This is a genomic window from Alkalihalobacillus phoenicis (assembly GCF_047302405.1).
Classification (GTDB): Bacteria; Bacillota; Bacilli; order Bacillales; family Bacillaceae_D; genus Alkalihalobacillus.
Map to the genome: position 1 here is coordinate 54,285 of NZ_CP154853.1, position 14,504 is coordinate 68,788.

The 14,504-nt window shown below is 39.5% G+C and carries 15 protein-coding genes and 1 riboswitch; of the genes, 14 read left to right on the forward strand and 1 reads right to left on the reverse strand.

Annotated elements, in window-relative coordinates; all coding sequences use genetic code 11:
- Positions 1-256: 256 nt before the first annotated feature.
- The 8 genes from AA0017_RS00225 (at position 257) to AA0017_RS00260 (ending at position 6,880) form a co-directional block, all read left to right on the forward strand.
- A complete protein-coding gene (locus AA0017_RS00225; RefSeq protein WP_413378385.1) occupies positions 257-496 on the forward strand; it encodes a hypothetical protein in 240 nt (79 codons plus the stop codon).
- A gap of 335 nt (positions 497-831) precedes the next feature.
- A riboswitch (cyclic di-GMP riboswitch) is annotated at positions 832-915 on the forward strand.
- Positions 916-1,037: 122 nt separating this feature from the next.
- On the forward strand, positions 1,038-3,122 hold the full coding sequence (locus AA0017_RS00230; RefSeq protein ID WP_413378387.1) for an EAL domain-containing protein: 2,085 nt from the start codon (positions 1,038-1,040) through the stop codon (positions 3,120-3,122).
- A gap of 34 nt (positions 3,123-3,156) precedes the next feature.
- A complete protein-coding gene (locus tag AA0017_RS00235; RefSeq protein ID WP_413378389.1) occupies positions 3,157-3,528 on the forward strand; it encodes a PilZ domain-containing protein in 372 nt (123 codons plus the stop codon).
- 42 nt (positions 3,529-3,570) lie between these two features.
- Entirely contained in the window at positions 3,571-3,882 is a 312-nt protein-coding gene (locus AA0017_RS00240) for a YjfB family protein (protein ID WP_413378391.1), read from the forward strand.
- A gap of 119 nt (positions 3,883-4,001) precedes the next feature.
- Entirely contained in the window at positions 4,002-4,376 is a 375-nt protein-coding gene (locus AA0017_RS00245) for a flagellar protein FlaG (protein WP_413378393.1), read from the forward strand.
- Between the two features lie 135 nt (positions 4,377-4,511).
- Positions 4,512-6,035, forward strand: coding sequence for a flagellar hook-associated protein 2 (locus AA0017_RS00250; protein WP_413378396.1), 1,524 nt, complete (start codon positions 4,512-4,514; stop codon positions 6,033-6,035).
- A gap of 81 nt (positions 6,036-6,116) precedes the next feature.
- Complete coding sequence (gene fliS, locus AA0017_RS00255) at positions 6,117-6,521, forward strand: flagellar export chaperone FliS (RefSeq protein ID WP_413378398.1); 405 nt, start codon at positions 6,117-6,119, stop codon at positions 6,519-6,521.
- The gene (locus AA0017_RS00260) at positions 6,521-6,880 is read left to right on the forward strand and encodes a hypothetical protein (protein ID WP_413378400.1); all 360 of its coding nucleotides are present in this window, start codon (positions 6,521-6,523) and stop codon (positions 6,878-6,880) included. The genes fliS and AA0017_RS00260 overlap by 1 nt, the downstream gene beginning before the upstream one ends.
- 195 nt (positions 6,881-7,075) lie before the next feature.
- On the opposite strand, the gene AA0017_RS00265 is transcribed toward AA0017_RS00260, so the two are convergent.
- The gene (locus AA0017_RS00265) at positions 7,076-8,020 is read right to left on the reverse strand and encodes a DUF6612 family protein (protein WP_413378402.1); all 945 of its coding nucleotides are present in this window, start codon (positions 8,018-8,020) and stop codon (positions 7,076-7,078) included.
- Positions 8,021-8,580: 560 nt separating this feature from the next.
- Here AA0017_RS00265 and cspD point away from each other — a divergent pair.
- The 6 genes from cspD to hpf all read left to right on the forward strand — a co-directional run bounded on the left by cspD (position 8,581) and on the right by hpf (position 13,362).
- Positions 8,581-8,778, forward strand: coding sequence for a cold-shock protein CspD (gene cspD, locus AA0017_RS00270; protein WP_034634086.1), 198 nt, complete (start codon positions 8,581-8,583; stop codon positions 8,776-8,778).
- Between the two features lie 247 nt (positions 8,779-9,025).
- Positions 9,026-9,937 (forward strand): ribokinase, encoded by a 912-nt coding sequence (gene rbsK / locus AA0017_RS00275; protein ID WP_413378405.1) that lies wholly within the window; start codon positions 9,026-9,028, stop codon positions 9,935-9,937.
- 18 nt (positions 9,938-9,955) lie between these two features.
- On the forward strand, positions 9,956-10,711 hold the full coding sequence (pxpB, locus tag AA0017_RS00280) for a 5-oxoprolinase subunit PxpB (protein WP_413378407.1): 756 nt from the start codon (positions 9,956-9,958) through the stop codon (positions 10,709-10,711).
- Positions 10,705-11,466, forward strand: coding sequence for a LamB/YcsF family protein (locus AA0017_RS00285; protein WP_413378409.1), 762 nt, complete (start codon positions 10,705-10,707; stop codon positions 11,464-11,466). The genes pxpB and AA0017_RS00285 overlap by 7 nt, the downstream gene beginning before the upstream one ends.
- Entirely contained in the window at positions 11,466-12,431 is a 966-nt protein-coding gene (locus AA0017_RS00290) for a biotin-dependent carboxyltransferase family protein (RefSeq protein WP_413378411.1), read from the forward strand. The genes AA0017_RS00285 and AA0017_RS00290 overlap by 1 nt, the downstream gene beginning before the upstream one ends.
- Positions 12,432-12,807: 376 nt before the next feature.
- A complete protein-coding gene (gene hpf / locus AA0017_RS00295; RefSeq protein WP_413378413.1) occupies positions 12,808-13,362 on the forward strand; it encodes a ribosome hibernation-promoting factor, HPF/YfiA family in 555 nt (184 codons plus the stop codon).
- The last annotated feature ends 1,142 nt before the right edge of the window (positions 13,363-14,504 follow it).

Here is a 14,504-nt window from a genome sequence, read left to right on the forward strand (position 1 = left end):
CTTTGGGATGAAGCTCCAGCCACTTTCAGAAGGTTTTTTGATAAGAAAAGAACAGTAGAATATGGATGAGTAATACTTAGAGTGGCCAAGTGAGGTTACTTTGTTTCTTTTTGAGCAAGTGAGCAATTTTTTGCTAGTACAATTGAAAGTGGTAAAATCTTATTGTGAACCTTTATTAATTATTCTATTGTTTTTACCGATCTATAATAGAATAAATCATAAATTCCGCAGCTAGCCACTCTAGGAGGACATATAAATGAACAAAGAAACCCAAGAACATAAAAAATCCCTAGAATCTCAACTACAATACGCAAAGCAACAAGACCAAATCTTAGCCAAAATAGAAGAAAAACTCCATAAAATGAAAGGAATAGCCGAATTCGCCCGTGATTTTCAGCTATCCATAAATGAAAAAAACAAACTAAACACCCGATTAAACGAATTAAAAGAAGAAGTATCTCTACTAGAGAAACAATTACAGCCTATTGTCCATTAGAACTGGAAGCTATAACTATCTCATTATTAGCAACAACCTCAAAGGCCTACTAAGTGAAGTCACTTATTGGGTCTACCAAAACGGAGCCAGCGGAATGCCTGGAGACTCCTGTGGGAATAGTGAAGGACGGGAGACCCCACAGCGATGAGCGAGGAGGCTCCCGACTCACCCGCGGAACGCGTAGGGCATGTAGCTGGCGGAGTAAACCAACTCCACCTTTTCTCGCTTTTTAGTATTCTCAAACTTATCAAAAAATGTTCACTGAATATCAATTGATCTTTAGTTTTTTAGTCCTGTAATAGAGTTAAGGATATTAGAGGATCTAGTAAAATATACATAGATTTGGGAGCGAGGAATGGCTATTTGTATGTGGGCACTTAAATAGCTGGGAGCGAGTAGTGCAACCGACCGTCAAGTTGAGGGTCTTTTTTTTATTTAAACAAACAGAAACAAGAGGGCAATTTGCTTTTGTCATTGCTTTTATTTTACAAAGATGATTACTTGGGGAGCTTTCTTAGAAAGAACATATGGGGGAATTCAAATGGTGGAGCAACAAGTAAGTTTAAAGGAAGAGGTTTTAAGGGAATTAAGAGATGTCAAATATGCGTTGGACCAATCCTCGATTGTGGCATTGACGGATCAGCGTGGTGTGATTCTTTATGCCAATGAGCAGTTTTGTAAAATTTCTCAGTATTCATTGGAGGAACTACTTGGTCAAAATCACCGTATTTTAAATTCAGGTTATCATACTGCTACTTTTTTTAAAGAAATGTGGAAAACGATTGCAAGGGGAGACACGTGGAAAGGGGAAATACGAAATCGGGCGAAGGATGGTTCTTATTATTGGGTCGATACGACGATTGTCCCTTTTTTAAATGAACAAGGAAAACCTTATCAGTATGTTTCTATTCGAAACGATATCACGATCCAAAAACAGATGGAAGAAGATATTCGCAAAAGTGAAGAGAAATATCGCTTGATTACCGAGAATTCCTCTGATCTAATTGTGACGCTCGATTCAAACATGAATGTGCTTTATTGTTCGCCTTCATCGATTCCGTTTTTAGGGGAGCGTCTAGAAGGAGAAGCCAAGACGAATTTACTCGATTGGATTCATATAGAAGACCGCAAACATTTTAGTGAGGGAATGTCCCGAATGAGTGGGGCGGAATGGACATCTACTGAATTAGAATTTCGGATTCAACGAAAATCAGGACAGTATATTGATGCGGAAGCGAAGTTAAATCCGATTTATAATGAGCAGGAAAAAAGTGAGTATTTTTTATTAGTGATTCGTGATGTGACCGCGCGGAAAAAGAATGAACGCTTAATCTATCAATTGGCCTATCACGATACATTGACAGAATTGCCAAATCGTCGTTTTTTTATTGACCGCTTACGGAAAGAAATACAAAACCTGAAGCACTCCCACCTCCAATTGGCGGTTTTATATATCGATGTTGATAAATATAAATACATCAATGATTCATACGGGCATGAGGTCGGTGACTTAGCCTTAATTGAAGTAGCTAAGCGGATTAGGCAATGCCTGCGTTCTTCTGATATCGTCGCCCGAATTGGCGGAGACGAATTTACAATTTTACTTACTAGTTTATCTAGCAAAAAAGAAGTAGAGGTCGTTTCACAACGAATTATTGAGAGCTTTCGAGACCCTGTTGAAATTGGAGAAAGAATGGTTGAACTTTCGTGTAGTGTTGGGATTTCCCTCTTTCCTTCTGACGGAAATAGTGTCGATGAATTGTTAAAAAGAGCGGATATTTCCCTTTATACGGTCAAAGCACAAGGAGGAAATAACTTTCTTTTCTTTCATTCCGATATGGAAGAACGCTCATTGGAACGAATTTTGATCGAAAATGAGCTACGGAAGGCGATTCAGCAAGAGCAGTTTTATATAGAGTATCAGCCTAAAAAAAATATCGAGACAGGAGCTTTAATTGGGATGGAAGCCCTTGTCCGTTGGGAGCACCCAGAATTAGGCAGGATTGCCCCGAATAAGTTTATTCCGATTGCAGAAGAAACTGGTTTAATAATCCCACTTGGTGAATGGGTCCTTAGAGAGGGTTGCAAGCAAAATAAAAAGTGGCAAAACCAAGGGCACTCACCTTTAACATTATCGGTCAATTTGTCGACCCGCCAATTCTCGCAACCGAATTTAGCTGAGAAGATTAAAATGATCCTTGATGAGACCGAATTAGATGCAAAATGGTTGGAATTAGAAGTGACAGAAAGTATTATGATTGATTTAGATAATACGGTCCAGACGCTTCAAGAAATTCGCGATTTAGGTGTTCATATTTCAATTGATGATTTTGGGACTGGCTATAGCTCGTTTAGTTATATTAAACATCTTCCTGTCGATACGTTAAAAATCGATGCGTCCTTTATACGTGACATTCATGTAAATAAAGAAAGCTTGGCGATTGTTAAAGGAATTGTTGATATTGCCCAAGCATTAAATATGAATGTCATCGCAGAAGGAATTGAAAGCCAAGAACAGTTGATTAGTTTAAGTGAACAAGGCTGTAGCCAAGGGCAAGGATTTTTATTTAGCCACCCTTTATCAAACAATGAATTTGAAGACTATTTGAATGCCCAACTAAATTAGTTGAAAAGAAATATTTACATAAGGGGTGTGAGGAATGAAATATCCAGCCGATGGGATTTTTAAACGGAATGAAGGGTTTCGATTGCTTTTTAAAGAGCCGCTCGTTGGAACGATGAGTATTAAGAGTATTCAAGGTATAGGGGTGGAAAGTAATACAGGAGCGATTCAAATCATCGATATGAGTTTAAAAGGGATGAAAATCATTTCAGAACTTCAGCTTCCTGTTGCAACGGAAATTTTGCTGAAGTTTATGATTCTTGATCAACCGTTTCGTCTAAGGGGTGAGCTCATTTGGAGGAAGGATCGTCAGCAAAGCTGTATGTACGGGGTCGAGTTTGAGCCACATTCTTATTCGGAAAAAGAGTTATTAGATGCCTTAAAAAAATATGTAGTGGTGAATAAGTAGGTTGTAGAAGAGGACCTTTATCTAGACGGAATGCTGTTTTTTATGTATAATTTACCAAATAAAGAAGGGCGATTGGATTCCATTCGTCTGCGTTTTCAGCGGGTAAGATCATTCAGCCATTTTTGTTTTACAATCAAATGGGAGGGTTCTAAAATCGATATTCCACTATTATCAATCGCTCTAAATCAAGGCAAGGTTCAGCAACAAGTAGGAGTTTCTTTATTAAAACAAAACTTAGGGCAAGCTGAGCAGCAAGGTCAAGCGATCCAAAAATTGATGAGCTCAGCCGATGTAAATGCGGTTGAAAGAGCGGCTCAGCCACATTTAGGTCATTCAATTGATATTAAATTATAGGAAAGAGTTTCCTTCGTGGGAGCTTTTTTCTTTTTTGTGACTATAATAGGCCTTTGTTCCTCTTTATTTATCAAATTTATGTCCGATATAAGTAAAAATGAGACGTGGAGGATACAAAAATGGAGATTAAGCCAACAACTGATGCCTATGCTTTATTTAAAGCCAAACCTGCCAGTGATGATGCCCAATTTAAATTTAACTTTGAAACTCCAACTTCTATTGTGACTAAAGGAGAAACGGAATTTAAGAAAAACTACCAAGGGGCTATTCCTGCAGAAGTATTAATGAAGAAAGTCGATAGTATGAATGAGCTCTTAAAGTCAAATCAAACTTCAGTGAAATTCAACGTCCATGACGATTTAGACCGTGTTTACATTCAACTTATAAGCACGCATACAGACGAAGTTGTCAAAGAAATTCCCCCAGAAGTTTTTCTCGATATGGTCGCCTCCATGTTACGCAATGTCGGATTAATTGTAGATGAACGAGTTTAATCTATTATATAGAAGAAACTAGGAACTGATTCAATTCAGTTCTTTTTTTTGTAAGAGAATTAGGAAGAAACGTAAACAAACAGTCGACAAATACCGATATAGTAAGTAAGAGGAAACAGGTAGAGGAGTGGGAAAATGGGAATTAGAATGGCTGGTATGGCTTCTGGGATGGATATCCAGGAGATAGTCAATAATTTAATGACGGCTGAAAGAATGCCGATGAATAAAATGCTACGCGAGCAACAAACAATCAACTGGAAAATGGAAAGTTATCGCGAAATTAATACAAAATTTAATACATTCCGAAATAATATTTTTGATAACGTCATGCGTGCTTCGAAAATGTTAGCGAAAACAGTCACGAGTTCGAACTCGAATTTGGTGACAGCGACAGGAAATTCGACTGTCGGTAATACGACGATGCGGTTGTCAGAAGTGAAACAGCTTGCATCGGCTGCATCTGTAGCGAGTAGTGGAAGCATCATTTCGGAGGGGGCAGATTTTGATCCTAATAAGCCGATAGGAGAGCAGTCTGGGTTTGCGAACTTTGATGAAGATGATGAATTAACCATCACAACTCATGGCCCCAATGGTCCTGAGACAACGACATTTGAATTTTCAAAGGAGCAATCATTAAATCAAATTTTACAACAGATTAATTCTTCAAATGCTGGGGTCACGGCTTTTTATGATGATGTATCAAAAATGGTGAGTTTTTCTCGTACGGAAACAGGGAAGTTTAATGATGTAACGAATGGAAAAGAAATCGAATTTGCAGGAGATTTCTTTTTAAAAGGGTTAAAAATGGAAGAAGCTGAGGAAACGGGCGGTCAAAATGCTATCTTCACCATTAATGGACTAAAAACACAACGACCTACGAATACGTTCACGATCTCTGGTATGACGATCACCTTAAAAGAAACCTTCGACAACGAAGTCACTTTATCGCCATCGACTAACACAGACGAAGTGTTTGATACGATTAAAGCTTTTGTTGATGAATATAATGAATTGCTTGCCCATGTGAATGGTGTGTTAACTGAGGACAGAAACCGCGATTATCAACCTTTAACTGATGAGGAAAGAGAAGCTTTATCGGACCGAGAAGCGGAGAAATGGGAAGACTTAGCTCGACAAGGCCTTTTGAAAAATGACCCGATTTTACGTAATCAGATGGACCGGTTACGTAGTGATTTATATACTCCGATTAATACGGGTATGGATACAGTCTTTAAGCATCTGTCAGCGATTGGGATTACAACATCTGCTGACTATATGGAACGCGGGAAACTAGAAATTGATGAAGATAAGTTAAGAGCGGCGATTGAAGAGGATGCAGAAGGTGTCTTTAACTTATTTGCGGCTGATGGGGATACGTTTGCCGAGAAAGGTCTGGCAAGACGACTTCGTGATTCACTTGATAATGCGATTACCCAAGTTGCTGAACGCGCTGGAGGGTTGCGCGGAAAAGTCGCGAATCATCAATTTACACTAGGAAAAAACTTAGAAGATTTAAATACGAGAATATCGAACTTTGAAAGACGTCTTGAGCAAAGAGAACAGCGCTATTGGTCGCAATTTACCGCGATGGAGAAGGCGATTCACCAAATGAATTCTCAAGCTGACTTTATTTATGCTCAGCTATTTAATCAAGGATAATTGGTGAATTGTTAGGAAAAAAGTCCCTTAATCGATAAGGATATATTATAATAAAAGAAAGATGAGAAAAGGATGTGTCGTATGGCTACAGCTCAAATGCAAGCAACGTATAAACAAAATGCTTTAAAAACAGCGAGTCCTGGTGAGCTGACTCTGATGTTATATAATGGCTGTCTGAAGTTTATGAAACAAGCTGAAAAAGCCATGGTAGCAGAGCAAACGGAAGCTCGGAACACGGCGATTACGAAAGCACAAAATATCATTCGGGAACTAATGGTTACGTTAAAAACCGATTCAGAACTCGGGATGAATATGATGAGAATGTATGATTTTACTTTGAATCGTCTCATTGATGCAAACGTAAAAAATGACCTACAAGCATTAAAAGAAGCTGAGGATATTGTCGTCCAGTTTCGCGATACATGGAAAGAAGTGATTCAACTTGATCGCAAGCAACGATTTGGTACGACCGGTGGACAAGCTTAATGTCGAAGGTCGTTGAATTAAAGGAACAAGCTGAACTTTTTTTAACAGAAATCAACGAATCATTTCCAGAGCAAGATGACAAGAGAGCTGTTTTTATTTTGAATGTAGAAAAAAGATTAAGTGAACGTGAGCAATTGCTTGAGGCGTTGTCTGGTTATGAAATGAAAGTAGAAGAAGAACAGGCGGCAAAAGAATTAGTGGAGCTAGACAAACAAATTAATAGACGTCTAGCTGAGGTTAAAGGCTTTATTCAAGCCGATATCCGCCAGTTAAAAAATAAAAAACAAAACTTTCGTAAATACGAAAATCCATATGCTGGCCCAACTCCCGAAGGAATATTTTTCGACAAACGGGAATAACGGCGGAAATACTCTAAGCAGATTATTGCTTGGGGTATTTTTTTGATGGAAAGGTGGATAAGTAATGAAAGTCGTGTTTTGGAGAAATTAGGGTGCGAATAACATCTAAATAGGTTGTTTACCCCTTCCTATTTTCCAATGACATTAACATAAAAACCTCCGCAGACTTAGCTGCGAAGGTTTCTTCATTCATTATTATTCGAATTCGAATCCGCCTAACATGTCTTCGTCGAGTTCAATGGCTGAATCGAGGATGTCTTCTGGAATTGTGATCTCGTCAACACCGTCATAATTTGAGAATGTTCCTGATGTTGTTTGTTTCATTGTCATCGAGATGCCTTCTTCTTCCATGTTTAAATCCATTGTCATCGTCATGTCGATGGATTCTTGTAGGAATGTTTCTTTGTTGATATAAAGTGAGTATGATAAGTCAGAGATGCTCATCATCTCCATCAACATCGCTATTTCTTCACCTGCTCCGGTCATACCCATTACTTCGTCTGCTAATGCTTCTATGCTCGCATCAGCACCACTAACGGTTAAGACATAATAATCGCCTTCTTCAGCAACCTCAATTTCCCCACCGAAATCTTGTAGCATTTCAAGTTGCTCTTCAGGAGTGACTTCTAATGTACCTAGTTCGATGATTTCAGAGTAGAATTCCTCTGGGTACTTATACCATACATCTTCCGTTGGCTCATATTCGAACATACCCTCTTCGGTTAAATACGATTCAGATGAGAAGGATTCGCCAAATTCAGCAATCGTAAAATCCATGACTTGATACATTGCAAATGGTTCCATTACGACATCCATGTTCATATTAATATCAGTCGTCATTGTACTGCCGCCTAATTCTGGGTCGACTTCGCCCATATCTACCTCTTGGCTAATGACCATTTCAGATGAGAAGCTATTAATCTCGTTCATAGCTTCCATACTTTTAGTCAAAATATCTTCAGCAGATAGTTCGCCTGCTGGTGTTTCTTCCTCTGTTCCATTTTCCTCATCTACAACTTCTTCTGTGTTATTATCAGCATCGGTTGTTTCATCCGCTGGAGTCGCATCTGATTCCTCGTTACTACAAGCGCCAAGAACTAAAGCACCTGATAAAAATATACTTAACCAGAATTTTTTCATGTATTCGTACTCCTTCTCTCTATATTTGTGAACGTTTGTTATTTTACTAGAAATTAGGGGAGTTGAACAGGAAAAACCATTGGAAAATAAAAGTGAAGAAATGAGACTCATATAAAAATAAGGCTAAAGAATGACGTGTCGATTAGGTTAGAGGGAATGGTTGAAACAGACAAAAGAAAGAAAAAGAGGAAAATGGAGACGGTTAAGTACAGAGCCATGTGCAGTAAATTTGTGACACTTATAAGGAAAAAGAGGGAAAAAGTTGAAAAAATAGACGGATGTACCCGTTGTTTCCTATTTGATTTAAAAAAAGAAATAAGCAGCTTTTCCATATTATTGAATAATCTGATAAATTTTAGTTAAATGAAAAAATGTGACTTTTGAACTAATTTTTTAATAAAAAGAAAGCGATACCATTTATTCACGTAATTTCGCTAAATTCCAACATTCAACGACAAAAAACCCGCTACAAAAGCGTTTGACAATATTTACAGGCGCTGATATAGTAAAACTGTGGAAATTATCCACAGTAATTTTAGTAACGAAGGGAATGTGAAAACATGCAAGGAAAAGTAAAATGGTTTAACGCAGAAAAAGGTTTTGGTTTCATCGAGCGCGAAGACGGAGATGACGTATTCGTACACTTCTCAGCTATCAATTCTGATGGTTTCAAATCTTTAGATGAAGGTCAAGACGTAGAATTTGAAATCGTAGAAGGTGCTCGTGGTCCTCAAGCTGCGAACGTAGTTAAGCTTTAATTCACATTCCTGGGTAGGAAATGAATCATAGCTAATAACCATTCAAACCCATCTCTTTTATGAGGTGGGTTTTTTCGTTTTTTAGGACCGATTTGAATCTTATCAACAGGTATAAAAAGAATAACTTGTGTATATCTAATTTTTCAGATTTTAATCCCGTTCGTCACAGTTTTGTTGTAAAAAGCGTTATAATATATGTATTCAATTTTAATTTTTGTCAAAAGCGGGTAAAGGATGGTAAGTAGGGATGGGGAAAATTGTTGTGGTCGGCAGTCTGAATATCGATTTGGTGACAGAGGCAGAGCGCTTTCCGTTAAGTGGTGAAACCATTCTTGGTCAGGCTTTTTATGAGTTTCCAGGTGGTAAAGGGGCTAATCAAGCGGTTGCGGCAGCAAGGCTAGGGGCAGAAGTCATGATGATTGGCTGTATTGGGAAGGATATTTTTGGAGAGCGTGTAAAGGAAAACCTAATGAACGAAAAGATTGATTGCACAGGAGTTTTGGAAGTTGATGATGTGCAGACAGGAATCGCCCAGATTACGGTGGCGAACGACAATAATTCAATCGTCGTTGTCCCTGGTGCGAATGCAGCTTTATCGATCGATTGGATTCAAAAGCAGGAACATTTAATGAAGGAAGCTGATATGATTCTGTTACAGTTGGAAATTCCGTTGGATGCGGTCCGATATGTGATTGAATTTGCCAATGCCCATCAAATATCGACCATTTTAAACCCAGCTCCCATCCAAAAGTTGTCAGTAGAGCTTTTAAAAAAAGTTGATTATTTAACTCCGAATGAATCGGAATTTACCCATTTAGTTGGTTGTTCAGAGGAATTATTTACAGAAGATACGTTTTTACAATTAAAAGAGAAAGGGTTAGGGCAACTCGTCGTCACTCGTGGTGAAAACGGTGTGAGCTTTTGGAATGAAAAAGAACAAGTACTAAAACACTCGGCTTCTCAAAAAGTAGAAGTAGTTGATACAACGGGTGCAGGAGATACGTTCAACGGAGCGTTAGCCGTTCATTTAAGTGAAGGGAAATCACTAGTTGAAGCGATTGATCTGGCGGTATTGGCAGCGGCGTTCAGTGTGACAAAGACAGGAGCACAGTCTGGGATGCCGACGCGTGAAGAGATTTTGGAGTTTTTTAAGGAATAGAAAGGAGCTGTGTTTGCCATGAAGGATCTGGATGTTCAGCCACTAGGAGATCGGGCAATTCGAATTGGGTTTGGAGAGGAAATTACGCTACAAACTCAGCAGAAAGTAGCGGTTGCCGCTAAGGTATTAGAAGAAGCTAACTTAGATAGTGTCGAACATTGGATTCCGGGCTATACGGCTTTAACTGTGCTGTATGACCCTTTGATTCAGTCCTATTCTCAAGTAAAGGATCTGTTGGTGGAGCACTTAAAGGATGTTCCCAAAACAACGATTAATCATGGTCGGTTAATTACGATTCCGGTCTGTTACGGTGGAAATTATGGTCCGGACTTAACGTATGTCGCCAACTATCACCAGTTGACGGAAAGAGAAGTGATTGATTTGCACAGTGAGCCGATTTATCCAATTTATATGATTGGATTTTCCCCTGGTTTTCCTTATTTAGGAGGGCTAAACGATCAATTGCAAACCCCGCGTTTAGAACAGCCGCGAGAGCAAGTGAAGGCGGGATCAGTTGGAATCGGTGGAAAGCAAACAGGGGTTTATCCAATTCAAACCCCAGGCGGTTGGCAAATCATTGGTCGTACTCCCGCCCCACTTTTTCAAAAAGAGAAGGAGCACCCGTCTATTTTAGAGGCTGGTTCTTTCCTTAAATTTATTCCAATTGATGATGGGGAATTCCGTCGATTAGCTCATTTAGTCACAGAAAACCGATTTGAGTGGCAGATTGAACATTATCAAGGAAAAAGAGATGGGGAGGGCTTTTATTGCTAATTGATTTAAATAGTGATATTGGGGAAAGTTATGGAGCTTTTAAAGTTGGTCAAGACGAGGCTATCATTCCATATGTCACTTCGGTCAATATTGCTTGTGGCTATCACGCGGGTGATCATGCGGTCATGGCTAAAACCGTTCAACTTGCTGCAGCGAATGGGGTGGCAATTGGGGCTCATCCAGGTTATCCAGATTTACAAGGGTTTGGTCGCAGGTTCATTCCGATGAAAAATGAAGAGATTTATCAAGCGGTCATTTATCAGCTCGGGGCCCTGCAAGCGATGTGTAAAGCATATGGAACAGATATGAAACATGTGAAGCCACACGGAGCTCTTTATAATGTGGCGGCGGTGAACACATCCGTTGCTCAAGCCATTGTTGATGCAACTTTTGACGTTAATCCTCAGTTGATTTTATATGGATTATCCGGTAGTGAATTGGTTAAAGTAGGGGAGCGTTCTGGTTTACGGGTCGCACATGAAGTTTTTGCTGATCGAACGTATCAAAAGAATGGCACTTTAACACCGAGAACGGATTTAAATGCCTTGATTCATAATCCAGAGGTAGCCGCTAATCGTATTATTCAATTAGTCAAAACGGGAACGATTCTTTGTCATACGGGAGAAGAAATCCAATTAAAAGCTGATACGATTTGTGTTCATGGCGATCATGTGGAGGCCTTATTGTTTGTAAAAAAGCTTCATGAACGTTTACAAGCGGAAGGAATGACGCTAAAAGAAGTAGGTGCTCATTAATGGAGTCCGCTCTTTTTACCGTCGAGAAACCAGGTCTATTGTCGACGATTCAAGATCAAGGAAGATACGATTTCCTTCGTGATGGCATGAGTCCATCAGGTGCGATTGATTTTTTTGCCTTTCAAATCGGTAATCTTCTCCTTGGTAATGAAAAAAATGCTCCTGCGTTAGAATTGACAATTGTTGGGCCGACCTTAAAAGCGTTATCCACTTGCCAAATTTGCATCACAGGTGCTGATTTAGAGGCTAAAATTGATGATAAGCAAATTAGTTGCTGGAAAGTGGTTACGGTTAAAAAAGGGCAACGACTCACTTTTTCTGTTGCCAAAAAAGGGATGCGAGCTTATTTAGCTGTACGTGGTGGTTTTGCTGCTAGCTACCTTTTTGGTAGTTATTCCACTTATTTACGAGCGAACATCGGTGGATATGAAGGCCGAGCACTACAACGTGACGATGTCTTATATCGTTTGAAAGATGATGGCGAAATAGTAAGGAGTGGCTTTGGTTTAGGACGAGGTGCGATTCCTACTTATCACGATTCCGAAATAATTCGTGTTGTTTTAGGACCAGACGAGGCTTGTTTTACAGAAGAAGCGTTATCTGATTTTATAAGTAAACCTTTTACCGTTTCTAATCAATCAGATCGGATGGGCGTTCGGTTAGAGGGGGACTCGCTTTCGCACCTAAACGGGAAAACGGATATTTTATCAGAGGCGGTCACATTTGGGACGATCCAAGTTCCAGCTTCAGGAAAACCGATTATTTTGATGGCTGATCGTCAGACGACGGGTGGGTATCCACGGATTGGTCATGTCATTTCGGTTGACTTGCCTAAAGTGGCTCAAGCACGCCCAGGTGATCGCTTTGTCTTTGAAGCCGTATCAGTAGAAGAGGCACAGCAGCTTTGGAAAGAATACCGGCAATTTGTTAAAACGCTTGAATGTTTTGTGCAGAGACATAGGTAAAGGGGTGCTGGAGCGTAAATAACTGTTCTGCTATACCCATTTTTTGTATTTTTCAGTGTCGAATTTTACAAAATTAACAAAAAAGACGAATTTTTATGACTTTTTATGTACTTTGTAAAATTCATTTGGATAAGTTCCCTATTGTCTATTATAATAGAAGTAAGCCAACTAATTGAAACGTACCTTTTACCAAAATGGTGATTCATTTATGCATCGGTGGTGATAGGGTTGTCGCAATGAATGGATGGATCCTTTTTAAAAGGGTGGTACATCTTTGTTGGTCGACTTAAAAGCTTGTCTCAAAACAGGCGTTTAAGAAGGGTTTTAGATAGGGTATGTAGAAGAGTAAGGTACTTAGAAAAGGAGGAGTTCTTAAATGCAATATAATATTCGTGGTGAAAACATCGAAGTAACTCCAGCTTTAAGAGAATATGTTGAGAAAAAGGTAGGCAAGCTTGAGCGCTATTTTGACACAACTCCTGTGGCAGATGTGAATGTAAAAATGCAAGTGCTTAACACTCAGCATATTATTGAAATTACGATTCCGCTTCCACAGTTATTACTTAGAGGGGAAGAAGTTCATACCGATATGTATGCAGCGATTGATGTCGTGATTGAAAAATTAGAACGTCAAATCCGCAAGCATAAAACGAAAGTTAACCGAAAATTCCGCCAAGAAGGCAGCTTAAAATATATGTTTAAGAATGAGCTAGAGCCACTTGAGCAAGAAGTATTAGTCGATGAGGACGAGCTAGAGGTCGTTCGTACGAAGCGATTTAACTTAAAACCAATGGATGCTGAAGAAGCGATTTTACAAATGGATTTGCTCGGGCACAGTTTCTTCGTCTTCTCCAACGCTGTAAACGGCGACACCAACGTCGTCTACAAACGTAAAGACGGAAGATACGGCCTAATCGAGCCAGAAGCTTAATAGATGAATATAGGAAAACGAAAGAAACACGGCTGAGGCTGTGTTTCTTTTTTTGTTTCGACAAGTGCCTGTCAATTGTCGAAAAAAGGCGGAATTGAAGCCGGAAGCGATGGAATAAGAGCAGCGAAGGGAATCAAAGAGCCCCAATGAATCCGGAAGCACATGAATCAAAGCCGCAAAAGGAATCAAAGGCCGTCAATGAATCCCGAAGCACATGAATCAAAGCCGCAAAGGGAATCAAAGGCCGTCAATGAATCCCGAAGCACATGAATCAGAGCCGCAAAGGGAATCAAAGGCCGTCAATGAATCCCGAAGCATATGAATCAGAGCCGTAAAGGGAATCAAAGAGCCCCAATGAATCCCGAAGCACATGAATCAGAGCCGCAAAGGGAATCAAAGGCCGTCAATGAATCCGAAAGCACATGAATCAGAGCCGTAAAGGGAATCAAAGAGCCCCAATGAATCCCGAAGTACGTGAATCAAAGCCGCAAAGGGAATCAAAGAGCCCCAATGAATCCCGAAGCACATGAATCCGAGCCGCAAAGGGAATCAAAGGCCGTCAATGAATCCCAAAGCACATGAATCAAAGCCGTAAAGGGAATCAAAGAGCCCCAATGAATCCCGAAGTACGTGAATCAAAGCCAGAAAGGGAATCAAAGGCCGTCAATGAATCCCGAAGCACATGAATCAGAGCCGTAAAGGGAATCAAAGAGCCCCAGTGAAGTCGAAAAAGGCCCCCATAATCCTCCCGATTTTGAATGGTACTTTATTAATAAATTAACGCTACACTTTCTTAAACGAAGATCCCTCCATAATTTTCGTTATTTCAAAAATAGGAATCGATGTGAAGTCTGCTTGTAAGCCATGTCTGAAACTGTTAAAATTGATCAAATAGAAGGTTCATTTTTATATGTGGGGAGTCCATTTATTTGGGTAGTGGCTTGGTTGAGTATGTTCGTTTTTTCACAACGGATTGTTGATGATGTGACTAAGTGAATGTGACTTTAATCACAACGAATACCGAATTCGAATTGGGTTAACTTCCACCTTTAATACAAAAGCAGGTTGAAAAACGAATCTGAGCCTGATTTTTTATCTTTGAATTTTTATCTAATGGCTTGGAATCTTGTAGTGAATAAATT